The 22,764-nt window shown below is 64.4% G+C and carries 24 protein-coding genes; 16 read left to right on the forward strand and 8 right to left on the reverse strand.

Annotated elements, in window-relative coordinates:
* The first annotated feature begins 14 nt into the window (after positions 1-14).
* The 4 genes from mutL to P9220_RS01625 all read left to right on the forward strand — a co-directional run bounded on the left by mutL (position 15) and on the right by P9220_RS01625 (position 3,595).
* A complete protein-coding gene (mutL, locus tag P9220_RS01610) occupies positions 15-1,958 on the forward strand; it encodes a DNA mismatch repair endonuclease MutL (protein ID WP_309763263.1) in 1,944 nt (647 codons plus the stop codon).
* Positions 1,955-2,902, forward strand: coding sequence for a tRNA (adenosine(37)-N6)-dimethylallyltransferase MiaA (gene miaA / locus P9220_RS01615; RefSeq protein ID WP_309763264.1), 948 nt, complete (start codon positions 1,955-1,957; stop codon positions 2,900-2,902). The genes mutL and miaA overlap by 4 nt, the downstream gene beginning before the upstream one ends.
* A 37-nt stretch (positions 2,903-2,939) precedes the next feature.
* Positions 2,940-3,194 (forward strand): nucleotidyltransferase domain-containing protein, encoded by a 255-nt coding sequence (locus P9220_RS01620; protein ID WP_309763265.1) that lies wholly within the window; start codon positions 2,940-2,942, stop codon positions 3,192-3,194.
* Between the two features lie 107 nt (positions 3,195-3,301).
* Positions 3,302-3,595, forward strand: a complete 294-nt coding sequence (locus P9220_RS01625; protein ID WP_309763266.1) for a HepT-like ribonuclease domain-containing protein — start codon at positions 3,302-3,304, stop codon at positions 3,593-3,595.
* 70 nt (positions 3,596-3,665) lie between these two features.
* Here P9220_RS01625 and purM read toward each other — a convergent pair whose 3' ends face one another.
* Together purM and P9220_RS01635 are read right to left on the reverse strand one after the other, a co-directional pair.
* The gene (gene purM / locus P9220_RS01630) at positions 3,666-4,733 is read right to left on the reverse strand and encodes a phosphoribosylformylglycinamidine cyclo-ligase (protein ID WP_309763267.1); all 1,068 of its coding nucleotides are present in this window, start codon (positions 4,731-4,733) and stop codon (positions 3,666-3,668) included.
* A gap of 34 nt (positions 4,734-4,767) precedes the next feature.
* Positions 4,768-4,965, reverse strand: coding sequence for a hypothetical protein (locus tag P9220_RS01635; RefSeq protein WP_309763268.1), 198 nt, complete (start codon positions 4,963-4,965; stop codon positions 4,768-4,770).
* Positions 4,966-4,974: 9 nt separating this feature from the next.
* Between P9220_RS01635 and hda the strand changes: the two genes are divergently transcribed.
* The 7 genes from hda to P9220_RS01670 all read left to right on the forward strand — a co-directional run bounded on the left by hda (position 4,975) and on the right by P9220_RS01670 (position 10,625).
* Positions 4,975-5,763 carry a DnaA regulatory inactivator Hda gene (gene hda, locus P9220_RS01640; RefSeq protein WP_309763269.1) on the forward strand — a complete coding sequence of 263 codons (789 nt, stop codon included), beginning with the start codon at positions 4,975-4,977 and terminating at the stop codon, positions 5,761-5,763.
* An 11-nt stretch (positions 5,764-5,774) separates the two neighbouring features.
* Positions 5,775-6,461, forward strand: a complete 687-nt coding sequence (locus P9220_RS01645) for an HAD family hydrolase (protein WP_309763270.1) — start codon at positions 5,775-5,777, stop codon at positions 6,459-6,461.
* Positions 6,454-8,043 carry a polynucleotide adenylyltransferase PcnB gene (gene pcnB, locus P9220_RS01650; RefSeq protein WP_309763271.1) on the forward strand — a complete coding sequence of 530 codons (1,590 nt, stop codon included), beginning with the start codon at positions 6,454-6,456 and terminating at the stop codon, positions 8,041-8,043. Before P9220_RS01645 ends, pcnB begins: the two co-directional genes overlap by 8 nt.
* A gap of 99 nt (positions 8,044-8,142) precedes the next feature.
* Positions 8,143-8,679, forward strand: a complete 537-nt coding sequence (folK, locus tag P9220_RS01655; protein ID WP_309763272.1) for a 2-amino-4-hydroxy-6-hydroxymethyldihydropteridine diphosphokinase — start codon at positions 8,143-8,145, stop codon at positions 8,677-8,679.
* Positions 8,676-9,356, forward strand: coding sequence for a deoxynucleoside kinase (locus P9220_RS01660; protein WP_309763273.1), 681 nt, complete (start codon positions 8,676-8,678; stop codon positions 9,354-9,356). Before folK ends, P9220_RS01660 begins: the two co-directional genes overlap by 4 nt.
* Positions 9,357-9,397: 41 nt before the next feature.
* Positions 9,398-10,213, forward strand: coding sequence for a 3-methyl-2-oxobutanoate hydroxymethyltransferase (gene panB, locus P9220_RS01665; protein ID WP_309763274.1), 816 nt, complete (start codon positions 9,398-9,400; stop codon positions 10,211-10,213).
* A 112-nt stretch (positions 10,214-10,325) separates the two neighbouring features.
* Positions 10,326-10,625 (forward strand): hypothetical protein, encoded by a 300-nt coding sequence (locus P9220_RS01670; RefSeq protein ID WP_309763275.1) that lies wholly within the window; start codon positions 10,326-10,328, stop codon positions 10,623-10,625.
* Positions 10,626-10,765: 140 nt separating this feature from the next.
* On the opposite strand, the gene P9220_RS01675 is transcribed toward P9220_RS01670, so the two are convergent.
* Positions 10,766-11,692 (reverse strand): CopD family protein, encoded by a 927-nt coding sequence (locus P9220_RS01675; protein WP_309763276.1) that lies wholly within the window; start codon positions 11,690-11,692, stop codon positions 10,766-10,768.
* Positions 11,693-12,139: 447 nt separating this feature from the next.
* Between P9220_RS01675 and P9220_RS01680 the strand changes: the two genes are divergently transcribed.
* The 4 genes from P9220_RS01680 (at position 12,140) to P9220_RS01695 (ending at position 16,657) form a co-directional block, all read left to right on the forward strand.
* Positions 12,140-12,883, forward strand: a complete 744-nt coding sequence (locus tag P9220_RS01680; RefSeq protein ID WP_309765346.1) for a c-type cytochrome — start codon at positions 12,140-12,142, stop codon at positions 12,881-12,883.
* A gap of 21 nt (positions 12,884-12,904) precedes the next feature.
* Entirely contained in the window at positions 12,905-14,203 is a 1,299-nt protein-coding gene (locus tag P9220_RS01685) for a cytochrome c (protein ID WP_309763277.1), read from the forward strand.
* An 82-nt stretch (positions 14,204-14,285) separates the two neighbouring features.
* Positions 14,286-14,906 (forward strand): hemolysin III family protein, encoded by a 621-nt coding sequence (locus tag P9220_RS01690; protein ID WP_309763278.1) that lies wholly within the window; start codon positions 14,286-14,288, stop codon positions 14,904-14,906.
* Positions 14,907-15,118: 212 nt separating this feature from the next.
* The gene (locus P9220_RS01695) at positions 15,119-16,657 is read left to right on the forward strand and encodes a DEAD/DEAH box helicase (RefSeq protein WP_309763279.1); all 1,539 of its coding nucleotides are present in this window, start codon (positions 15,119-15,121) and stop codon (positions 16,655-16,657) included.
* A 50-nt stretch (positions 16,658-16,707) separates the two neighbouring features.
* Here the strand turns inward: P9220_RS01695 and P9220_RS01700 are convergent, their stop codons facing one another.
* The 4 genes from P9220_RS01700 to P9220_RS01715 all read right to left on the reverse strand — a co-directional run bounded on the left by P9220_RS01700 (position 16,708) and on the right by P9220_RS01715 (position 21,514).
* Positions 16,708-17,220, reverse strand: coding sequence for a hypothetical protein (locus P9220_RS01700; protein ID WP_309763280.1), 513 nt, complete (start codon positions 17,218-17,220; stop codon positions 16,708-16,710).
* Between the two features lie 9 nt (positions 17,221-17,229).
* Positions 17,230-18,054: a ferritin-like domain-containing protein gene (locus tag P9220_RS01705; protein WP_309763281.1), complete on the reverse strand. Its 825-nt coding sequence runs from the start codon at positions 18,052-18,054 to the stop codon at positions 17,230-17,232.
* Positions 18,055-18,413: 359 nt separating this feature from the next.
* Entirely contained in the window at positions 18,414-19,748 is a 1,335-nt protein-coding gene (locus tag P9220_RS01710; protein WP_309763282.1) for an MFS transporter, read from the reverse strand.
* Between the two features lie 128 nt (positions 19,749-19,876).
* Complete coding sequence (locus P9220_RS01715) at positions 19,877-21,514, reverse strand: gamma-glutamyltransferase family protein (protein WP_309763283.1); 1,638 nt, start codon at positions 21,512-21,514, stop codon at positions 19,877-19,879.
* A gap of 436 nt (positions 21,515-21,950) precedes the next feature.
* Here P9220_RS01715 and P9220_RS01720 point away from each other — a divergent pair, with 436 nt between their 5' ends.
* Positions 21,951-22,148: a hypothetical protein gene (locus P9220_RS01720; RefSeq protein WP_040053236.1), complete on the forward strand. Its 198-nt coding sequence runs from the start codon at positions 21,951-21,953 to the stop codon at positions 22,146-22,148.
* A 41-nt stretch (positions 22,149-22,189) separates the two neighbouring features.
* Here P9220_RS01720 and P9220_RS01725 read toward each other — a convergent pair whose 3' ends face one another.
* Entirely contained in the window at positions 22,190-22,579 is a 390-nt protein-coding gene (locus P9220_RS01725; RefSeq protein WP_309763284.1) for a hypothetical protein, read from the reverse strand.
* Positions 22,580-22,764: the final 185 nt, after the last annotated feature.

Raw genomic sequence — 22,764 nt, forward strand, 5'->3', positions numbered from 1 at the left:
GTTATAATTCGGCCATGGCCGACTTCAACGAACCCTCCGCCGGCGCTACGGCAGCCGCTTTGACCGTCGATCGCGCGCCCCGTTCGCGCGCCATCGCTCCGCTGCCGGATCAGCTCATCAGCCAGATCGCGGCGGGCGAAGTGGTCGAGCGGCCGGCTTCGGTCGTCAAGGAACTGCTGGAGAATGCGCTCGATGCCGGCGCGCGGACGCTGCGCATCACACTCGACGAAGGCGGCGTGAAGCGCATCGTGATCACCGACGACGGCTGCGGCATCCCCCCGAACGAGCTTCCCCTCGCGTTGATGCGCCATGCGACGAGCAAGATCCGCTCGCTCGCCGATCTCGAAGCCGTCGCCACGCTGGGGTTTCGCGGCGAGGCCATCGCGTCGATCGCGTCGGTGGCGGAACTGTTCATCACGAGCCGCACGGACGCATGCGCGCACGCCACGCGCATCGACGCGCAAACGGGCGCGATTTCTCCCGCCGCGGGCACGGTCGGCACCACGATGGAAGTGCGCGAGCTGTATTTCAGCACGCCCGCGCGCCGCAAGTTTCTGAAGAGCGAGCAGACCGAGCTGGGCCATTGCCTCGAAGTGATTCGCCGCACGGCGCTTGCGCGGCCCGATGTCGCCATTTCGGTGATGCATAACGGCAAGGCGGTGGAGCACTGGAATGCGAGCGATCCGCAAACGCGCGTCGCGAAGATTTTGGGCGAAGTGTTCGAGACGTCGCACCTGCCGCTCGACGAACGCGCCGGTCCGCTCGCCGTCTACGGATGCGCGGGACTTCCGACCGCCAGCCGCGGGCGCGCCGATCAGCAATATTTCTTCGTCAATGGCCGCTTCGTGCGCGACAAGCTGCTCACGCATGCCGTGCGCGCCGCCTATGAAGACGTGCTGCACGGCAACCGCTATCCCGCGTATGTGCTGTTCCTCGATCTGCCGCCGGAGTCGGTGGACGTGAACGTGCATCCGTCGAAGATCGAAGTGCGTTTCCGCGACTCGCGCTCGATTCACCAGTACGTTTTCCACGCCGTGCAGCGGGCGCTGGCGCGTCATGCGGGCGCTTCGCCCGAGACGACGTCCGGCGGACACGAAGCGCAATTGCAGCCGACCGGGCTTGCGTCGTTCAGAGCGCGGCCGGTTTCGTCGGCGAGCGTGCTCCAGCCACAGCCGACGCGGCCGGCAAGCGAGAACGGCACGACCTGGATGCGCCAGTCGCGCATGACGCAGGGCACGCTTCCTGTCGCGCAGCCGCTCGCGCTTTACGATGCGCTGTTCGGGCGCAAAGACCCGAACGCGCCGCCGACGCCTGCGCCCGAAACCTGGGCCAGCGAGGCCGCGCCCGCCTACAGCGCGATGCCGCCGTCGGACGAGCAGCCGCTCGGCTTCGCCATCGGGCAGATTCACGGCATCTATGTGCTCGCGCAGAACGCGCGCGGACTTGTCATCGTCGACATGCACGCGGCGCACGAGCGCATCCTCTACGAACAGTTCAAGCACGCGCTCGCCGATCGGGCAATCGCGGTGCAGCCGCTGCTGATTCCGGTGTCGATGACCGCGGATGCCGTGGAAATCGGCATCGTCGATGAAGAGCGCGAGACGCTCGATGCCCTCGGCTTCGATCTGGCGGTGCTGTCGCCGACATCCATCGCCATTCGCGCGGTGCCCGCGTTGCTGAAGGACGCCGACCTGCCAACGCTTGCCCGCGCGGTGCTTGCCGACTTGCACGCGTTCGGCGGATCGCGCGTGCTGACCGAGCGCCAGCATGAACTGCTCGGCACGCTCGCGTGCCATCACGCGGTGCGGGCGAATCGCCGCCTCACGCTCGACGAGATGAACGCGCTCTTGCGCCAGATGGAGGCTACCGAGCGTGCCGATCAATGCAATCATGGCCGCCCGACCTGGTATCAGCTGACGCTCGCGGACCTCGACCGCCTTTTCATGCGCGGACAATGAACGCCGTATCGATAGCCTGTCTGCTCGGCCCGACGGCGTCCGGGAAAACTGCGGCGGCGCTCGCGTTCGCGGCGTCGTCGGCGCGGCCGGTCGAGATCATCAGTGTCGATTCCGCGCTCGTCTATCGCGAGATGGACATCGGCACGGCCAAGCCCACGGCGGAGGAACGCGCAGCGGCGCCGCATCATCTGATCGACATCATCGATCCGGCCGACGCTTACTCGGCCGCGCAGTTTCGCGCGGATGCGCTGCGGCTCGCGGGGGAGATTGTCGCGCGAGGTCATGTGCCGTTGCTGGTCGGCGGTACGATGCTCTATTACAAGGCGCTCACGCAGGGCCTGAACGATCTTCCCTCCGCCGATGCCGACACCCGCGCCGCCCTCGACGCCGACGCCGCGCGCGAAGGCTGGCCGGCGTTGCATGCGCGGCTGGCCTCGGTGGATCCGCAGACGGCGGCGCGGCTTGCGCCCAACGATTCGCAGCGCATCCAGCGCGCGCTGGAAGTGTTCATGCTGTCGGGCCAGCCGATGTCCGCATTGCTCGCGGCGCCGCGTGTCGCGCAGGAAGACGCGCCGTATCGCTTCGTGCCGATCGCGCTGGAGCCGTCGGACCGGGCGGTGTTGCATGCACGCATTGCCGCGCGGTTCGACGCCATGCTGGCGGGCGGTTTCATCGACGAAGTGAAGCGCCTGCGGGCGCGCGGCGATCTGAATTTATCGATGCCGTCGATGCGCTGTGTCGGGTATCGGCAGGCCTGGGAGTATCTCGACGGCGCCACAGGCTATGACGAGATGCGCGACAAGGGAATCTTTGCGACGCGGCAGTTGTGCAAGCGGCAGTTGACGTGGCTCAGAGGGATGCCGGAGCGCGTTGTCGTGGATTGCTGTGCAGAGGATGCGACCGGGCTTGCTGTCGATGCCCTGCGAAGAATCGTCGGGGCGTAGCGTTCAGCCGCGAGGCGCTATCATCGGCAGACGCCTTATGCCGGAAACGCTCAGGCTCAAACCATCGTCGGCGCTCGAAGCTCACCGTGACGATATTCGCCGGATCGTCGCCGCTCATCATGCAGCCAACGTTCGCGTCTTTGGCTCTGCGCTCAGGGGTGAGGATAGCCAAACGAGCGGCATCGACATTCTCGTCGACGCGCTACCCGGCGCCACGCGCCTCGACCTCGGGGCGATTCAGGTGGAACTCGAGGAACTGCTCGGCGTGCGGGTAGACGTCTTGACGTCTTGACGCCGCAGGATGTGTCGCCGAAGTTCAGGCATGAAGTGCTCGCGGAGGCGCGCGCAGTATGAATGCGCAAACAACGGCAATTGCGTGTGGCAGATTACGTCGATCACATGCTCGACGCGTCGAAAACCGCACGCGGCTATGTGGCTGGAATCGAGAAGACGGCATTCCTCGACGCGAGAATGATGCAGCAAGCGGTCATTCTGGATGTGATCGTCATTGGGGAAGCAGCGGTTCAGATCGAGTATGCGCAGAATAATCCCGCGATTCCGTGGAAAAAGCTGCGCGGCATGCTTAACCGAATGACACACGGCTATTTCGATACGAAACTGCACATCGTGTGGGAAACGGTGCAGACCGCGCGACCCGAACTTGAACGCGTTCTGGCGCGCAACACGCAATAGCAGCGACGACGCGCATAAAAAACCCTCGCACCGAGCGAGGGTTCTCGTGACGACGCAGAGCACCGGCCAATCAGACCACGACCGTCTGCGCCTCCCCAGCGCGACTTTCCCGCACGACGCCGATCTTCCACACCTGCTCGCCGGCAGCCGACAACAGCCCGATAGCCGCATCCGCATCGTCGGCGGCAACGATGACCGCCATCCCGATACCGCAGTTGAACACGCGATGCATCTCCGCATCCGCCACGCCGCCGTGCTTCTGCAGCCACGCGAACAGCGGCGGCAGCGGCCACGCCCGATGATCCAGCTCCGCAGTCAACCCTTCACGCAGCACACGCGGAATATTCTCGACAAGCCCGCCGCCCGTGATATGCGCCATGCCTTTCACGGTCACGCTTTGCATCGCGTGGAGCAGCGGTTTCACATAGATACGCGTAGGTGCCATCAGCGCATCGGCGAGGGAGCGGCCGTCGAAGTCCGCGTTCAGATCGGGATTCGCCCGCTCGATGATCTTGCGCACCAGCGAGTAGCCGTTCGAATGGATGCCGCTCGACGCGAGGCCGAGCACCACGTCGCCGGGAGCGATCGTGCTGCCGTCGATGATCTTGCTCTTCTCCACCGCGCCCACCGCGAAACCCGCGAGGTCGTACTCGCCGTCCGGATACATGCCCGGCATTTCCGCCGTCTCGCCGCCGATCAGCGCGCAGCCCGCGAATTCGCAGCCCTGCGCGATGCCCTTCACCACGTCGGCGGCGGTATCGACATCGAGCTTGCCGCACGCGAAGTAATCGAGGAAGAACAGCGGTTCCGCGCCCTGAACCAGAATGTCGTTGACGCTCATCGCGACCAGATCCTGGCCGACCGTATCGTGACGATTCAACTGGAACGCGAGACGCAGCTTCGTGCCGACGCCGTCCGTGCCGGACACGAGAACCGGCTCGCTGAACTTCTTCGGCAGTTCGAAGAGCGCGCCGAATCCGCCGATGCCGCCCAGGACGCCCTCGCGCAAGGTCTTCTTGGCAAACGGCTTGATGCGGTCGACGAGCGCGTCGCCCGCGTCGATGTCGACGCCCGCGTCGCGGTACGACAAACCTTGAGCCGAATCGGCAGGATTCGAGGCGGATTTCGGTTGATTCATGGGGGGAGCGCAAGAAGGTCGGTAAAATGCGATTTTACCCGATGATGACCCGACGACGGTCGGCCGGCTGGTTTTCCCGCAGCGCGACAGCGCCCTTTTCGAGATTGCGTGCGTCCAAGGAAGCGCCGCGCCAGAGCGCGCCAGCCGCGACAGTAACAGGCGCCGCGCAAATCGACGCACGCGCCACCGCTTTTTCGAGAAAACGCAGCTCTTCGATGCAGCCCGACGACATCCATTCTCCGTGCAACGCCAACTGACGCTCGACCTCGGCACCCCGCCGCCCGCCACCTTCGAGAATTTCTTCGCCGCCGGCAACCACGAACTGGTCACGCGGTTGCGCGGACTCGAAGGCGCGCTCGCGGCCGGCCCGGTCGCGGACCGCTCGTTCTATCTGTGGGGCGAGCCGGGCAGCGGGCGCAGTCATCTGCTCCATGCGCTCGTCCACGAAGCAAGCGGCCGCGCCCGCTACCTGAGTCCGCAAAGCGCACTGAACGCATTCGGCTTCGACCCCGATGTCGCGCTGTATGCCGTCGACGATTGCGACCGCCTCTCCGCTCCGCAGCAAATCGCGCTCTTTAATCTGTTCAACGAAGTCCGCGCGCATCCGACAAGCGCGCTCGTCGCCGCGGGCAACGCCGCGCCGATAACCCTCGCCGTGCGCGAAGACCTGCGCACCCGGCTCGGCTGGGGCCTCGTCTTCCACCTGATGCCGCTCACGGACGAGGCGAAGGCGACGGTACTCAAGCACGCGGCGCACGAACGCGGCATCGTGCTGGCAGAAGACGTCCCCGCCTATCTGCTCACGCATTTCCGCCGCGACATGCCGAGCCTGATGGCGCTTTTCGACGACCTCGACCGCTTCTCGCTCGAACAGAAACGCGCGGTCACCCGATCGCTGCTGCGCACGATGCTCGCGCAAACCGGACGCGTGCCGCCGCTCACTGCGGTCGCGCCGCCCGAATCGCAGGAACCAAAGGGCGACAAAACCGCCTTTCCCGCGCCCGACAACGCGGGCAGCCGCTTCAAGTAGAATGCGTCCCCATGAACCTCGCCCTTTTTGATCTCGATCACACGCTCCTGCCCACTGACAGCGACCACGAATGGGGCCGCTTCATGGTCAAGCTGGGCATCGTCGATCCGACCGAATTCGCGCGTCAGAACGACGCCTTCTACGCCGATTACAAGGCCGGCGTGCTCGACATCAACGCGTATCTTCATGCGATGCTCGCGCCGCTTTCGAAGTACTCGCGCGAGCAGCTCGCCGACTGGCATGCGCAGTTCATGCACGAGGTCATCAATCCGCATATCGTGCCGGCCGCCGTCACGCTGGTGCGCGAGCATCAGGACAACGGCGATCTGTGCTGCCTCGTCACCGCGACGAATGCGTTCATCACCGCGCCGATCGCGGAAGCATTCGGTATCGAAACCCTGATCGCGTGCGAAGTCGAAACCGTCGACGATCACCCGCACGGCGCGTTCACCGGCCGCCCGCGCGGCACGCCCAGTTATCGCGAAGGCAAGATCGTGCGCGTCGAAGAATGGCTCGCGTCGCTCGGCAAGACGATCGGCGACTTCAGGCACAGCTATTTCTATAGCGACTCGCACAACGACATCCCGCTGCTCGAGCGCGTCACCGACCCGGTCGCGACCAATCCCGACGACACCCTGCGCGCGCACGCGCAAGCCAAAGGCTGGCGCATCCTGAACCTCTTCGATACACGTGATTAAAAAACTCATCCGCAAGCTGTTCGGACAAGAAAGCGCCGAATCCCAGGAAAGCGCTTCGAACGACACGGCAACCGCACAGGCAGAAACGAAGCCCGCCCGCAAGACCGTGCGCGTCCCGCGCAAGAAGGCCGCCGCGCCCGTGAAGCGCGATCCGAGCGTACCGGTGATCCTGTCGTCGGACATTCACGGCATCGATCCGTCGCTGATCTCGAAGAATGCGGTGCGCGTCACCGAAGGGCTGCAACAGGCGGGACATCGCGCGTTCATCGTCGGCGGCGCGGTGCGCGATCTGCTCCTCGGCGTCGCGCCGAAGGACTTCGATGTCGCAACCGACGCCACCCCCGACGAAGTGCAGCGGCTCTTCCGGCGCGCGCGCATCATCGGCCGCCGCTTCCAGATCGTGCACGTGCAATTCGGGCAGGAAATCATCGAGACATCGACGTTCCGCGCGCTCGTCGACACACCGCCCGCACCTTCCGCCGAACCGCCGCGACGCTATCGGCGCGGCGAACTCGACATGCGCACGCACGCCGTCGATGCATCGGGCCGCGTGCTGCGCGACAACGTCTGGGGCGAGCAGCACGAAGACGCCACACGCCGCGACTTCACGATCAACGCGATGTACTACGATCCGGCCACGCAGACCGTGCTGGATTATCACGAAGGCATGGCCGATATCCGCGCCCGCCTGCTGCGGATGATCGGCGATCCGGCCACGCGTTACCGCGAAGATCCGGTGCGGATGCTGCGCGTCGTGCGCTTCGCGGCGAAGCTCGGCTTCGAGATCGACGAAGCCACGCGCGCGCCGATCAAGGAACTCGCGGACCTGATGAACAACGTGCCGGCCGCGCGTCTTTTCGACGAAATGCTGAAGCTGCTGCTGTCGGGCCACGCGCTGGCGTGCCTCACGCGCTTGCGTCAGGAAGGCCTGCATCACGGCGTGCTGCCCTTGCTCGACGTGGTGCTCGAACAGCCGCATGGCGAGAAGTTCGTCACGCTCGCGCTCACCAGCACCGACGAACGCGTGCGCGCGGGCAAGCCCGTGTCGCCGAGCTTTCTCTTCGCGACACTGCTGTGGCACGACGTGCAGACACGCTGGCAGAAGTACACCGGCGCGGGCGACTATCCGGTGCCGGCGCTGCATCGCGCGATGGACGACGTGCTCGAGATGCAGACCGAGAAACTCGCCATCCACAAGCGTTATTCCGCGGACATGCGCGAAATCTGGGGCTTGCAGCATCGGCTGGAGAAACGCGGCCGCAGCGCGCTGAAGCTGCTCGAACATCAGCGATTCAGAGCGGGTTATGATTTCCTGCTGCTGCGTTGCGAGTCGGGCGAGCTGGATGCCGAAGTCGGACAATGGTGGACCGACTTCATCGATGGCAATCACGAACAGCGCGAAGCGCTGCTGACACAGGGCGGCAAGGACCGCAACGCGCCGAAGAAGCGCCGCCGCCGCAGCAATGCGAAGCGCAAGGGGAGCGATGCCGCCGAACAGGGCGTCGCGAGCGAAGCGCAGGCATCGCCTATGAGCGGCGCCGAACCGAACGGCGGAAAGGGCGAAGGCGCAGACAACGAATAAAGCCGGTTTTCGCTACAGTAGCGGATGAAGGTTTGCACCCGGGCAGCGTGTCCGGGTCTCACCGGCCTATCGCCCAAGACCTACCGTAGGACGACCGCCATGACGATTGCATATCTGGGCCTCGGAGCGAATCTCGGCGATGCGCGCCAGACCCTGAAAGACGCAGTCGTGTGTCTCGCGCAGCAGCACACGATCACCGTGCTCGCGAAATCGAGCCTTTACCGCACCGCGCCGATCGACTCGTCCGGCGACGATTACTTCAATTGCGTCGTCAAGCTCGAAACGACGCTTCCCGCCCGCGCGCTGTTGCGCCTGTGCCATGTCATCGAGGAACAGTTCGGGCGCGAGCGGCCGTATCGCAACGCGCCGCGCACGCTCGATCTCGATATCCTGCTGTACGGCGCATCGAGCGTCGATGAAATGGACCTCGTCGTGCCGCATCCGCGCATGACCGAGCGCGCCTTCGTGCTGGTGCCGCTCGTCGAGCTCGAACCCGATCTCATCATTCCCCAGCGCGGCCGCGCCGATGCGTTCGTCGCGGCTGTCGCCGATCAGCGCATCGAAAGAGTCGCGACGTGCCAGTGCCTGGCGCCCGGCGCCACCCCCGCCTCCAACAACAAGACCATTTGCCGATGAGCGTTCCGCCACTCACCGTCACCGCGCCGCAGTTGCGGCCGCCGCATCGTTATATCGCGATCGAAGGGCCGATCGGCGTCGGCAAGACCACGCTCGCGACGCTGCTCGCCGAACGCTGGTCGATGCGCACGCTGTTCGAGCGTCCGCAGGACAATCCGTTTCTCGAGCGCTTCTATCGCGATACCACGCGGCACGCGCTGTCGACACAGTTGAGCTTCGCGCTGCAGCGTGTCGCGCAGACGCGCGAAGTCGCGGAAATGCTCACGCAGAACACGCCGCTGATCGCGGACTTCATCACGCAGAAGAGCGATCTTTTCGCGCGCCTCACGCTGCCCGACGACGAGTTCCAGCTGTACCGCGACATCGCCTCGCGCATCGGCGCGAGCGCGCCCGCGCCCGATCTCGTCGTGTATTTGCAGGCGAGCCCGGAAGTGCTGTTTTCGCGCATTCAGAAACGCGCGCTGCCGATGGAGCTGCAAATCTCCGATTCGTACCTGCGCGCGCTCACCGATGCTTATAACGACTTCTTCTATCACTATGACGCGACCCCGCTGCTCACGGTGAACGCGGAGCATCTGAATCCCGTCTCATCGGAAGAGGATCTCGCGCTGCTCGTCGAGCGCATCGAGACCATGCGCGGACGCAAGGAATTCTTTGTCAAAGGCGTGTCGGTCTGAGCCTCAGGCTCGATGCCCGCGCCAACTTCAGTGAAGCCATCATGACGTATTTGCAGGAAACCAGCCGCTCGACGATCACCGTTCCGAAGCTCCAGGCCATGCGCGAAGCGGGCGAACGCATCGCGATGCTCACGTGCTACGACGCGAGCTTTGCCGCGCTGCTCGATCGCGCGGGCGTCGATGTGATGCTCATCGGCGATTCGCTCGGCAACGTGCTGCAGGGACACAGCACGACGCTGCCCGTGACGCTCGACGACATCGCGTATCACACGGCATCGGTGGCGCGCGGCAACAAGAGCGCGCTGATCGTCGCGGACATGCCGTTCGGCACCATCGGATCGCGTGAAGAGACATATGCGAACGCCGTCACGCTGATGCGCGCGGGCGCGCAGATGGTGAAGATCGAAGGCGGCGAATGGCTCGCGGACACGGTGCGCTTTCTCGTCGAACGCTCGATTCCGGTGTGCGGCCATGTCGGACTCACCCCGCAGTCGGTCCATGCGTTCGGCGGCTTCAAGGTGCAAGGCAAGACGGATGCGGCCGCCGAGCGGATGCGCCGCGACGCGCTCGCGCTGCAGGATGCGGGCGCGCAGTTGCTCGTGATCGAAGCGGTGCCGACGCTGCTCGCACGCGATGTCACCGCGAAGCTCGCGATTCCGACCATTGGCATCGGCGCGGGCATCGACTGCTCGGGGCAGGTCCTCGTGCTGCACGACATGCTGGGCGTCTTTCATGGCAAACGTCCGCGCTTCGTGAAGGATTTCATGCAGGGCCAGCCGAGCATCTTCGCAGCCGTCGAAGCCTATGTGCACGCGGTGAAGGACGGCAGTTTCCCGGGTCCGGAGCACACGTTCTGAGCGTCTTCGAGGCGGTGCAGGCCCGTAGCGGGTCTGCGCTTTCTCGTACATACTGTACTCGCGAGGTTCTTGCACACTACGCCCGAAAACGTGACCCGGAGCGAGAACGACCATGTTGCATACCCTTCCCGACGAATACGTGCGCGCGCAGCTTGCTGTCGGCGCGTTCGTCATGTTCGGTGTGACGCGGGTCGTGGCGGCCGTGCTCGGGGCGCAGCACGGCTGGCGGATATCTGCGGTGACGCGCGCGTTCATCGTGCTGTCGGTGGTGTTCTGTTTGCCGCAGTTGCTCGATGTCCTCGTCGCCGCGAGTCCGGCGAGGGCGTTCGTCGAGTTGCAGGGAAAGGCGGCAGGCTGCGCGCTGGCGCTGTTCTGTGCGCCGATCGTGAGTCACCGGCTGGGGTATGAATAGGCGTATTTTCCCGTTCGACGCGGTCGGGCACGCAGCGTCGCACGATGCGACGACATTCGACGCTCGCTAATCCTCCAACGCGGTACGCCACGAGCAGGACTGGCGCTCACGCGCAAGCCTGCGAAACCGTACCCCCGATCTCAGTTCGCGAATCCCGGCACGCTATGCGACAGCACCGACGCCGCCACGAACACCAACACCATCAGCACTGCTTCAACGCGCATCACGTTGATGACCGTATGCGCGTCCGTCGTCGATGCGGTGCGCTGCAAGCGCGGTAACGCGGACCATCGATTGAGCGCGCCCAGCGCGAGCGCCCCCGCGATCAGCGCGCTCTTCACGAGCAATGCCCTTCCCCATCCGCTGCCTGTCAGCACGTCGGCCGATCCGCCCGTCCCGCGCCATGCATTGAATACGCCCGTCGCGATGACGAGCGCCACCGCGATCGTCGCCGCGTGCGAGAGGCGCACGACGAGGCGCATCAACGAGGCCCGCGCCGCGGATGTATCCGCCGCCGGCAAGACCACCGCCCCCGCGATCACCACGCCGCCCCATACGCCCGTCGCGAGGAGATGCAAGGTCTGCACGCCTTCCGCGAGCGAGAACGCGCCGGCATCGGCGGCATGACCGATCGCCGCTTTGCCGGCTGCGGCAACGATCGCGCCGAGCACGGCGGCCGCCACACGCGCCGCGCCCAGTGATCCGCTCGCTCCCGAGGCGACCGCGAGCACGACACCGCCCGCGCACGCCACCGCCCAGCCGATGCCCGCATGCGTCGCCGTCGCGACGAGCCACAGCGACGCGCCCGCGTCGAGGATCGGTAAGCCGCTCATCGCCGCTGTCTGCAGCCAGAGCGAAGCGAAACTGCAGGCGACGAAGACGATCGCCGACGCCGCGCCCGTCCGCGATGCGCGCCGCCATCCTGCCCGTGCAGGCGATACCGGCGCGTACGCCTGCTCGCCGCCGAGCCACGTGCGAAGCAGCACGGCGCCGACAGCACAGGCGAATGCAACGTCGCCGAGCGCGGCGAAGGCGACCTGGAGCAACCAGAGGGGATCGGTGCTCATCAAGCGGCGTGAACGGGAATTGCTGAATCGGGATGCGAGCGGGTCATCGGGTGGTTTTAAGGTTCGGGCTCGCGCAGTCTAAACGAAGGACGCCCGCCGATGCGCCTTGAACGTCGATGCGCGGCTTCCTATGCTTGGCCCAGGCGAACGGCCGCAACGCAGGCAGCAGAGCCAGGCAACGTCCAACTCTTGTCGATAAGTAACGAACTCAACGCAATGTCAAAGTTCTTGTCTGTCGCGCGGCATTTTGTCGCGATTTCGCCGCAGCGGGCCCGAAAAGTTGTGTCAAATAGTCACCATCAGGCATCGATGATAGAATTCCGCGTCGCATCAGAGGCTCGTCGAGCCGCTATGGCCGTGGTCCGCCACCCTCCGCCACCGTACGCGTGGCCGTGGTTCGCCACCTTCGCACCGAGCCGCACGAAGCTCGGCAGGTCCCCGAATTTCATGGAGTGTCGCGTGTTTTCAAGACGCATTTTTCGTCCGCTGCTCGCTCTGGCAATGATCGGCAGCGCTGGCGTTCTCAGCGCGGGTCAAGCGCAAGCCCAGGCGCAAAGCCAGCCGATCGCTCCCGACACGATGGCGGCGCGCGTGCAAGGCTGCACCGCATGTCACGGTGTTCACGGCGAGGGCACGGACAATGACTACTTCCCGCGTCTTGCCGGCAAGCCCGCCGATTATCTCTACAACCAGCTTCAGAATTTCCGCGAAGGCCGGCGCAAGTACCCGCCGATGAACTACCTCGTCACGTATCTCTCGGACGACTACCTTCATCAGATCGCGACTTACTTCTCGCAGCAACGTCCGCCGTATCCACCGCCCGCGAAGACGAACGTGTCGGCGACCACGCTCGCGCGCGGCTCGCAGCTCGTGCTCAACGGCGACGCATCGAAGAACATTCCCGCGTGTGCGGCGTGTCACGGCAGAGGCCTGACGGGCATGCAGCCGGCCATCCCCGGCCTCGTCGGCCTGCATTCGGACTACATCAGCGCGCAGGTCGGCGCATGGAAGTCCGGCACGCGTCACGCGAAGGCGCCTGACTGCATGCAGCAGATCGCCACGCGCCTGTCCGACGACGACGTGACCGCCGTCGCCGCCTGGCTCTCTACGCAAACCGCACCCGCCAACCCGGTGCCCGCGCCCGCTGGCTCGTTGAAGATGCCGCTCGCGTGCGGCAGCGAACCGCAATAAGGCGTCTGGAGCGACAACACAATGAAACGCAAGTCCCTGTTCGCACTCTCCTCGGCTGTCGTGGTGGCAGCCGTCGCAGCCGGCGCCGTTCTCTGGTCGGGCGGCGACAATCTCCACTCGGGCGGCGCCGTCGCGGCGACGCCGGCCGACAAGGCCGCGCTCGTCAAGCAAGGCGAGTATCTCGCCCGCGCCGGCGACTGTATCGCCTGCCACACGGTTCGCGGCGGCAAGCAGTTCGCAGGCGGCCTGCCGATGGCCACCCCGTTCGGCACGATGTTCACGCCGAACATCACGCCCGACGACAAGTACGGCATCGGCAAGTGGACATCCGACGACTTCTATCGCGCGATGCACACCGGCCGCTCGAAGGACGGCAGCCTGCTTTATCCGGGCTTCCCGTTCACGAGCTACACGAAGGTCACGCGCGCCGACTCCGATGCGATCTACGCGTACCTGCGCTCGATCCCGCCGGTTTCCGAACCGAGCCGTCCGCATGAACTGCGCTTCCCGTTCAACAACCGCAACCTGCTGATCGGCTGGCGCACGCTGTTCTTCTCGGAAGGCGAGTACAAGCCGGATCCGACCAAGTCGGTCGAATGGAACCGCGGTGCGTATCTCGTCGAAGGCCTCGGCCACTGCGGCATGTGCCACACGTCGATCAACGCCATGGGCGGCCCGGTCAAGTCGGCGGCATTCGCCGGCGGCCTGATCCCGCTGCAGAACTGGTATGCCCCGTCGCTGACGTCGAACAAGGAAGCCGGCCTCGGCGACTGGGACATCAAGGACATCAACGATCTCTTGAAGACCGGCGTGTCGCAGCGCGGCGCGGTGTTCGGCCCGATGGCGGAAGTGGTTCACAACAGCCTGCAGTACATGACCGACGCGGACATCAACGCGATGTCGACGTATCTGAAGTCGATCCCGCAGAAGAAGGAAGCGCCGGAACCGCTGCAGCTCGAAACGTCCGAGAAGTTCGGCGGCGAACTGCTCACGATGGGCAAGAAGGTGTACACCGAGAACTGCGCGAAGTGTCACGCGGAGAATGGTCTCGGCAAGCCGCCCGCTTACCCGCCGCTCGCCAACAATCAGTCGATCCAGATGCCGTCGGCCGTCAACCCGATCCGCATGACGCTCAACGGCGGCTATCCGCCGAGCACGGAAGGCAACCCGATGCCGCACGGCATGCCGCCGTTCGCGCAGTCGCTGTCGGATACGGAAGTGGCGGCGGTCGTGACGTACATCCGTATGTCGTGGGGCAACCACGGCACGCCGGTGTCGCCGCAACAGGTGAGCAATCTGCGTTCGGCGCCGCTCGACTGACATCTTCGCAAGACAGCGTACAATACGCACAGGGCGCGGCCTTATATCGGGGCTGCGCCCTTTGTCTTTTGGTGGATCGGTCATGCATGCAGGGGAACGTTTCAACAGCATCAGCCATCTGGTCGGCGCGATCTTGTCGATAGCGGGACTCGCGGCCCTCGTGACGATGGGCGCGCTTCAAGGCGACGCATACAAGGTCGTGAGCTTCGCCGTGTACGGGGCGATGCTCTTCGTGCTCTATCTGATCTCGACGTGCTATCACTGCGCACGCACGCCGCGGCTGAAAGCAATTCTGCAAAAGTGCGATCACTCGGCCATCTATTTGCTGATAGCCGGCAGTTACACACCGTATACACTGGTGACCTTGCGTGGCCCCTGGGGCTGGTCGCTATTCGGTGTGAGCTGGGGACTCGCAGTGCTCGGCATCACGCAGGAACTCACGCTCGGGCGAAGAACCCGTAGCGTGTCGATGGTGCTCTACGTGTTGATGGGCTGGCTCGCGCTCGTAGCCGTTCATCCGCTCGTGACGACGCTACCGGCCGCGGGCATCGCATGGCTGGTGGCGGGCGGCGTCATATACACCGCCGGTATCTGGTTTTTCATCAACGACGAGCGCATCCGGCACGGCCACGGTATCTGGCATCTGTTCGTGCTGGCGGGCAGTCTGTGCCAGTTCGTGAGCGTCGCGCGCTATGTCGCGTGAACCCTGAACCGGCGTATGTCATGCATCGCCATGATTGCGATGCAACTTCCAGCCAGCCGGCGTGTCTTGATAGCGCGTCGAAGTATGCGGCACTGCCAGGCGGTCGATGACCGAACGCAGGCCCGCCGCCCGATTCATTCTGAGTTTCGCGCAGATCGCCGCTGTTTCAGTGGCCTGCGCGCTGCTCGCAAAAACGATTTGAACATCCCTATATGTCTTTTGATTCACTCGGACTGTCAGAGCCCCTCCTTCGCGCCGTCAACGAACTAGGCTACACCAACCCCACTCCGATTCAGCTTCAGGCCATCCCGGCCGTGCTCAAGGGCGGCGATCTGCTTGCCGGCGCGCAGACCGGCACGGGCAAGACGGCGGGCTTCACGCTGCCGATCCTGCAACGTCTGTCGCAACTCGCGCCCGCTCAGGGCAACGCGAAGCGCCCGGTGCGCGCGCTGATCCTCACGCCGACGCGTGAACTCGCCGCGCAAGTGGAAGAAAGCGTGCGCGCCTACGGCAAGTATCTGAAGCTGCGCTCGACGGTGATGTTCGGCGGCGTCGGCATCAATCCGCAAATCGATGCGCTGCGCCGTGGCGTCGATATCGTCGTGGCGACGCCGGGCCGTCTGCTCGACCACATGCAGCAGAAGACCATCGACGTTTCGCAGCTCGAAATTCTCGTGCTCGACGAAGCCGACCGCATGCTCGACATGGGCTTCATCCACGACATCAAGCGCGTGCTCGCGCGTCTGCCGGAGAAGCGTCAGAACCTGCTGTTTTCGGCTACTTTCTCCGACGAAATCAAGGCGCTCGCCGATGGCCTGCTGGATTCCCCCGCGCTGATCGAAGTCGCGCGACGCAATACGACGGCCGAGCGCATCGAGCAGAAGATCCATCCGGTCGATCGCGACCGCAAGCGCGAAATGCTCACGCACCTGATTCGCCAACACAACTGGTTCCAGGTGCTCGTGTTCACGCGAACCAAGCACGGCGCGAACCGTCTTGCCGAGCAGTTGACGAAGGACGGCATCAGCGCCCTCGCGATCCACGGCAACAAGAGCCAGTCAGCGCGTACGCGCGCGCTCGCCGAGTTCAAGGCCGAGACGCTGCAGGTGCTCGTCGCGACGGATATCGCGGCGCGCGGCATCGACATCGATCAGTTGCCGCACGTGGTCAACTTCGATCTGCCAAACGTGCCGGAAGACTACGTGCACCGCATCGGCCGCACCGGACGCGCGGGCGCGGAAGGCGAAGCGGTGTCGCTCGTTTGCGTCGACGAACTGCAGTTGCTGAAAGATATCGAGCGTCTTATCAAGCGGCCGATCCCGCAGGAAGTGATTCCCGGCTTCGAGCCCGATCCGAACGCGAAGCCCGAGCCCATCCAGCGTCGCAGTCAGGGACGCGGCGCACCGCGCGATGGCGAGCGGCGTGAGGGCGGTCGGGGCAACGGAGCACCGCAGGGACAGGGGCGCGGCGCGAAGCCGGCGAACGGCGGCGGCTCGGGCGGTCAGGGACAGCGCGAGAACCGCGCGCCGCGCGATGCGCGCAGCGGCAACAAGCCGGCAGCAGCGGGCAAGCCGAGCAACGGCGGAAACGCGAAGCCGGCGCCGCGTCGCGCGGAGCCCGTCAACGTGAACCACGCGCCGAATCCGCGCGCGAAGGCCGGCAATCCCGGTGCGTTGCTCGGCGGCAAGCCGCGCAATGAGAACGGCGGCGGCCGGCGCGATGGCATGCGCTCGGGCGATCGCGGGCGGTAATTTCGGAAGTCGAAGCGGGCCGTCGCCACGGCGGCCCGTGTTTCAGCGTTTCAAGCGGCGGCGCTCGCTGCCCGCGTCAACCACTCGATCTGCTCGCGCCAACGGGCGCGCACGCTGCCCGCATCCTCCAACTCGAACGTGATGCCGCCCGTCAGCCGCGCATAAGCGACGCGCTGCATCTCTCCGCTTTCGATAGAACCGACGAAGCAGGCCAGCGGCACGCCGTCCAGCGCGACGCGCCGCGTATCCAGTTGCACTTGATAGAACGCTTCGTCCAAAACGAACGTTGCCGTTGCGCGTGCGCTAGAAGCAATGGCCTGCGCGGTGCGCGATGACGGCCACAGCCCGAAGCACAGCGTCCGCGCGTCAGGCGCCAGCAACTCGCCTGCGCTCAGCAATGCGGTGCGGATGCGCCCGGCGCCATCCACGGCGCACAGCGACACCGTGAAGCCGTGCGGTGCGCCCGTGAGCGTGCCATCGAAAAGCGCGCGCAATTCGGGCGGCCACTCATCGAAGGCGCTTTGTGAAGACCGGGCAGACTCCGGCGGCGCGTCACCCGACATTTCTTCGGCTCAGCGAAAGAAGAGCTGCGTGATCTTGGCGAGCGGATAATGCACGCCCGGCTGGATGCGCGCCGGCAAGTCCAGCGGCTTCAGCAGCATCTTGATGCATTGATCCGCCGAAAGATTGCGCCGCACGAGTGCATTCACGCTCGCAAACAGTTCCCGGTTATAGCTCGAGTCTTTCGCGCGCTCGGGGTATCGCACGGCGAACACATGCCGCAGCGCGATTTCCGAATCTTCACTCTTCAGTTCCATCACGCGGCGAATGAGCGCGCCGAGCACGGCCACGCGGCCATTGCCTTCGATCTTGTTCCACTTCTTGAAGAAGCGGAAAAAGTGCTTGTAGTGCCGCACTTCGTCCGTGCGAATGTGATCGGTGATTTCCTTCAGCACGGGCTCGTCTGAACATTCGTTGATTGCCCGATAAAGCGTGGCCGTGCCGGTCTCGATGACGCAGCGCGCCACCATTTCCAGCGCGCGCTTCTTCTCGAACTGTTCGTACGAGCAGGTCAGCGAATATTCGGCGAAGAAGTTCTTGAACGCCGTGTCCCAGTCGAACTCCGGCCAGACGTGATTGATATACGTCTTCAGGGCCCGGCCGTGCTGCATCTCCTCGGGTTCCCATTCCGTATTGAGCCAGGCCGACACTTCGGGGTCGTCCTTGAAATACGTGCTGAGGTTGCTCGTATAAAGATCGGTCCCGCTCTCGATGAACGAGCAGGCGCAGAGCAACAGGAGAAGATGTTCGTTCGATGCCGCTTTCTGACGATCGATCCGGCTCAGATCGATGTCTTCGATGCGCCACGGCATGACGTGGGTGCTGTTTGTGTGCATGTATCGCGCTCCCTGGCTGGACTGAACGCGCCACCGGCCGATCATGGACGGCCAAGGTTCAGGCGACGCCGCGAACGTTCGGTCCGAGCGTCCTCTAATCAAAAGTTAGCGGCTTATGCTTCTGCATCTTAGCCGTCCTGCAACGAGTTTGCAGACATGGGGACAGACTTGCGGCGCACGACACGGTTCCGCTTGCATTTGCCTTGCGTCAATTTTCTACGACTTTGCGACTGTTCTGGACACCGCGCGAAGCCGCGCAGGCAGAGCATGAACCATGCCGTTGATTCTCTGTCGCGACAAAGCGAAAAGGCGGCCGAAGCCGCCTTGTATCGCAGAAGACGTTTGCCGGGGGGTGTGCGTCAGGCCGCTCGCCTTTCGCTGCCGCGCATGCGCCACGCGACGATTGCGAGCGATATACCGGACAACGCCGCTGCCAGAAGAACGTAGTAGCTCGGCGCGAGCTTGTCACCGGTCACGTGAATGAAGCCTTCCACGATGGTCGGCGCGAAGCCGCCGAACAGCGTCACGCCAAGCGCGTAACCGATCGACAGGCCCGTGGACCGCACGCGCGTCGGGAAGATCTCGGACATCAGCGCGGGCATCGGTCCGGAATAAGCCGCCTTGAGAATGCCCGCCGCCGCCTGAAGCACGACGAGCGACATCACGGTCGGCGACGCCTGGAGCCACGCGAACATCGGATAGATGGCAAGCCCCATCACGATCGACGTGCCGAGCATGATGCGAATGCGCCCGAGCTTGTCGGACAGCGCGCCCATGACCGGCGAGAAGATGAATTGCAGCGTGCCGTTCAGAACGACGACCGCGAACGACGCCGTCGCCGGCAGATGAAGCTGTTTCACCGCATACATCGGCATGTAAAGCTGCAGCACATACACGCCGACGGTCGATTGCGCCACGATGCCCACGGCAAGCAGCAGATTGACCCATTGATTCGAGAACGAGACGCCCGGCGCCGCGACGTTCTTCGCGGGACGCGTGGCGAGAAACTCGGGCGTTTCATCGAGATGCGAGCGGATGTAATACCCGACCGGCCCGATCAGCAAGCCGAACACGAACGGAATGCGCCAGCCCCAGCTTTCGAGTTGCGGCGGCGGAAGCCACGCGGTCAGAACCGAGCCGAATGCTGCAGCCATGATCGCAGCAAGACCCTGGCTCGCGAACTGCCAGCTCGCGTAGTAGCCGCGTCGCGCCGCGCTGTGTTCGACCATGAACGCGGTGGCGCTGCCGAATTCCCCGCCGACTGCGAAGCCCTGAATGAGCCGCGCGAGCAGGATCAGCAGCGGCGCGGCAATGCCGATGTGCAGGTACGAAGGCATCACCGCCATCGTCAGCGTGCCGACCATCATCATGAGGATGGCGAGCGTCAGCGCCGCCTTGCGGCCCTTTCGATCGCCATAGATGCCGAGGACGATCGCGCCGAGCGGACGCATCAGAAACGAAATGCCGAATGTGCCGATGGCAAGCATCGTCGAAAGCCACTCGTCGTGCGACGGGAAGAACGCCTTGGCGATAGTCGAAGCGAAGTAACCGTAGACGAGGAAATCGAACCATTCGAGCGCATTGCCGATCGACGACGAAAAGACGATGCGGCGGACAGTCGCCTTCGAGAGCGTCGTGCCGGCGTGCGGCGTCTGGTGTGCGGATTGATTCAGGGTGTCGCCGTGCTGCGTCATATCGTGTCTCGGTCGCGTTTGCTTCAGGCAGGGGCGTGCGCCGCCGTTCGCCTGCATCGAAACGGGCGAAGGCGGGTCTTGATCGGAAAAGAGGCGAGCCGCGCTTCTACGCGGCCCATCAAGCGCTGCTAGAAGCCGGCGGCGAGTCCGTCGCGCCGGCTGTCGCTCGCGGCGACATAACCGCGCTCGGAATCGTTGCGATCCAGCTTCCAGATGTACTGGCCGGAGCCGAAGTCCATGTACGGATCGTCGATGGACTTGATCGTATGCCCGAAGCCTTCGAGCGCGCGCGCCGTCTCGAGATCCAGCGTCGCCTCGATGTCGATGGTGAAGTCGCGGTTCACCTTCCAGCGCGGCGCGTCACACGCCGACTGGGGCTGCTGGCCGTAATCCATCATGCGCACGATGGATTGCAGATGGCCTTGCGGCTGCATGTCGCCGCCCATCACGCCGAAGCTCATGACGGCGTCGCGGCGGCCGTCCACTTCCTGGGTGACGAACGCCGGAATGATGGTGTGGAACGGACGCTTGCCGCCCTCCACCACGTTCGCCGATTTCGGGTCCATCGAGAACCCGCAGCCGCGGTTTTGCAGCGAGATGCCGCTATCCGGCACGACGACGCCCGAGCCGAAGCCCATGTAGTTCGACTGAATGAAGCTCACCATCATGCCGCGCTCGTCCGCGACCGACATATAGATGGTGCCGCCCGCCTTCGGCATGCCGAAGTCGAACTGCGTCGCTTTCGCCGGGTCGATCAGTTTCGCGCGCTCGGCCAGATAAGCGTCGTCCAGCATCTGCTCCGGCGTCACTTCCATCGAGCGCGGATCGGCGACATAGCGATACACGTCCGCGAATGCCAGCTTCATCGCTTCGATCTGCAGGTGCTGCGATTCGATACGATCGACGGTCAGCGCGCTGACATCGAACTTGTCGAGGATGCCGAGCGCGATCAGCGCCGCGATGCCCTGCCCGTTCGGCGGGATTTCGTGCACCGTGTAGCCGCGATAGTCCTTGCTGATCGGCTCGACCCAGTCCGCGCGATAGTTGCGCAAATCGTCCAGCGTCATGGCCGCGCCGCCCTCGCGCGCGAACGCGGCGATGCGCTCGGCGATCTCGCCTTCATAGAACGCGCGCGGTCCGTGCTCGGCAAGCGCGCGCAGGGTCTTCGCGTGGCCCGGCATGCGCACGAGCTCGCTTACTTCCGGCGCGCGCCCGTGCGGCATGAAGACATCCGCGAAGCCGGGAAAATCTTTCAACTCAGGCACGGCCGCCGCCCACTTATAAGCGACGATGCTCGCCACCGCATGACCGCGCTCCGCGATCTCGATGGCCGGCTCCATCAGATCGGCGAACGGCAGCGATCCGAATTTCGCGTGCAGTGCCTCCCAGCCCGCAATGACGCCCGGCACCGTGACCGTGTCCCAGCCGCGCTTGGGCTGGCGCGCAAGACCGTTTTCCTCTCCGTACTTGCGACGAAAGTAATCGACGTTCCAGGCCGCCGGCGATACCCCGGAGGCATTCAACCCGTGCAGCTTTGCGCCGTCCCAGACGAGGGCGAAGGCGTCGCCGCCGAGGCCGCATGACACCGGCTCGACAACGGTGATGGCCGCTGCTGCCGCTATGGCCGCATCGACGGCATTTCCGCCTTTCCACAACATGCGCAGGCCGGCTTGCGCCGCGAGCGGATGCGACGTCGACACGATATTGCGGGCGAACACCGGCAGGCGCGGCGTGGGATACGGGTTTTGCCAGTTGAAGCGAGTCATGAATGAAGTCCGAATTACGAGCCGTTCGGCCGGCGATCGAGCCGAGCGGAGATTGCAATTAGTTGATCACGCAAAAGAAGCATATTGCATTGCTCGCGTAACGTTGAACAAATTCATTTATTGTATAAATTAATGAAAGAGCGGCATGAATCGCATCCCGCCAGCTTTGGTGTGCGGTGCGGCATGAACCTAAAGTCGATTCTTCGAATCGCCGTCTGCGGTGAACCGCTTCTGCACGCAGCAAAAGTCAAAGCCAAAATTTTCGTCAGTACGTTTGGCACTCCTCAGACGCTTGCCTACAATCCCAATTCCCGGCACCCGCAGCGAGAAGAACAGCGAGTCCGCCCGGCAAATGCAGTTTCCCGTACCACGATTCAAAGCAAAAGATCCGGCCTTCAGGCCGGTGGCCAAGCTGTCGGTCGTCATGGAGAACACGATGCTGAGTCCGCACGAATTTGCCACGCTGCTATTGGTTCAGGAAGCGCCTAATCAGGTCGATATGGAACGCGAGGAACTGGACGCATTGCTGGAACGTCAGCTCGTCCAACTGGAAAATCTCGCGTCCGGACGGCAACAATGGCGCCTCACCGCAACCGGCGATTCAACCATCAAGGCATTCAAGCGGTTCTCGTAGCCTTCACAAACCCATGCCGGACGCGGCGACTGCGCCGCGTCCTAGCCGGCCCGCAACGTCGGGTCCACGGCCGCACGCCAACTCAGCGCCCGCGCGCGCTCACCGAGAATGAACGTCGCCCACGCGCTCCGCGCTTCCGCTCCCGGATTCGCAATGAACGCGCGATGCCGCTCCGCGATGCCCCTCTGAAAAGCGCAGAACTGTTCTCGCGATAAACCGCCCCGCCGCTCGGCGACATAAGCGTCGTAGAAGGCCGAAAAAACCGACTGAGCGTCGGCGCCGTAATCCGTCGGCGTCGAGTCGCATTGAGCCTGCAGTGCGCTGAACGACGGCGCGCCGTACGAGCCTTCGAGACTCGGCGTCGATACGCATCCGCCCAGCGCAGCCGCGCCGACTACGATCAGTGCGCCGACCACCACCCGCTTACGCATGGCATTTACTCCTGGCTTGGTTCGAGCGCCCAGTATCGAACGATCTTCCCGTTCCTGCCACCCAGCCAGACGGCATAGGCAAATTCACGTGCCGGCGAAACCGTGCATTCGGCTTATGCCGTCCGGCCTGATTGTCCGCGCCCCGCGTGTCCGATAGATTGCGCATGCGGACGTCGCACGGCCAA

The sequence above is a fragment of the Caballeronia sp. LZ016 genome, from assembly GCF_031450805.1.
Classification (GTDB): Bacteria; Pseudomonadota; Gammaproteobacteria; order Burkholderiales; family Burkholderiaceae; genus Caballeronia.

Bases quoted from the DNA above. Each gene is read 5' to 3' on its own strand.
- P9220_RS01690 (WP_309763278.1), top strand. From the start codon at position 14,286: ATGCATGCAGGGGAACGTTTCAACAGCATCAGCCATCTGGTCGGCGCG.
- panB (WP_309763274.1), top strand. From the start codon at position 9,398: ATGACGTATTTGCAGGAAACCAGCCGCTCGACGATCACCGTTCCGAAG.
- mutL (WP_309763263.1), top strand. From the start codon at position 15: ATGGCCGACTTCAACGAACCCTCCGCCGGCGCTACGGCAGCCGCTTTG.
- P9220_RS01680 (WP_309765346.1), top strand. From the start codon at position 12,140: ATGGAGTGTCGCGTGTTTTCAAGACGCATTTTTCGTCCGCTGCTCGCT.
- P9220_RS01635 (WP_309763268.1), bottom strand. From the start codon at position 4,965: ATGTCGTCGGGCTGCATCGAAGAGCTGCGTTTTCTCGAAAAAGCGGTG.
- P9220_RS01700 (WP_309763280.1), bottom strand. From the start codon at position 17,220: ATGTCGGGTGACGCGCCGCCGGAGTCTGCCCGGTCTTCACAAAGCGCC.
- P9220_RS01720 (WP_040053236.1), top strand. From the start codon at position 21,951: ATGCTGAGTCCGCACGAATTTGCCACGCTGCTATTGGTTCAGGAAGCG.
- P9220_RS01695 (WP_309763279.1), top strand. From the start codon at position 15,119: ATGTCTTTTGATTCACTCGGACTGTCAGAGCCCCTCCTTCGCGCCGTC.
- purM (WP_309763267.1), bottom strand. From the start codon at position 4,733: ATGAATCAACCGAAATCCGCCTCGAATCCTGCCGATTCGGCTCAAGGT.
- P9220_RS01710 (WP_309763282.1), bottom strand. From the start codon at position 19,748: ATGACGCAGCACGGCGACACCCTGAATCAATCCGCACACCAGACGCCG.
- folK (WP_309763272.1), top strand. From the start codon at position 8,143: ATGACGATTGCATATCTGGGCCTCGGAGCGAATCTCGGCGATGCGCGC.
- P9220_RS01715 (WP_309763283.1), bottom strand. From the start codon at position 21,514: ATGACTCGCTTCAACTGGCAAAACCCGTATCCCACGCCGCGCCTGCCG.
- P9220_RS01685 (WP_309763277.1), top strand. From the start codon at position 12,905: ATGAAACGCAAGTCCCTGTTCGCACTCTCCTCGGCTGTCGTGGTGGCA.
- P9220_RS01625 (WP_309763266.1), top strand. From the start codon at position 3,302: ATGCTCGACGCGTCGAAAACCGCACGCGGCTATGTGGCTGGAATCGAG.
- P9220_RS01725 (WP_309763284.1), bottom strand. From the start codon at position 22,579: ATGCGTAAGCGGGTGGTGGTCGGCGCACTGATCGTAGTCGGCGCGGCT.
- P9220_RS01645 (WP_309763270.1), top strand. From the start codon at position 5,775: ATGAACCTCGCCCTTTTTGATCTCGATCACACGCTCCTGCCCACTGAC.
- P9220_RS01670 (WP_309763275.1), top strand. From the start codon at position 10,326: ATGTTGCATACCCTTCCCGACGAATACGTGCGCGCGCAGCTTGCTGTC.
- P9220_RS01705 (WP_309763281.1), bottom strand. From the start codon at position 18,054: ATGCACACAAACAGCACCCACGTCATGCCGTGGCGCATCGAAGACATC.
- P9220_RS01660 (WP_309763273.1), top strand. From the start codon at position 8,676: ATGAGCGTTCCGCCACTCACCGTCACCGCGCCGCAGTTGCGGCCGCCG.
- P9220_RS01675 (WP_309763276.1), bottom strand. From the start codon at position 11,692: ATGAGCACCGATCCCCTCTGGTTGCTCCAGGTCGCCTTCGCCGCGCTC.
- P9220_RS01620 (WP_309763265.1), top strand. From the start codon at position 2,940: ATGCCGGAAACGCTCAGGCTCAAACCATCGTCGGCGCTCGAAGCTCAC.
- miaA (WP_309763264.1), top strand. From the start codon at position 1,955: ATGAACGCCGTATCGATAGCCTGTCTGCTCGGCCCGACGGCGTCCGGG.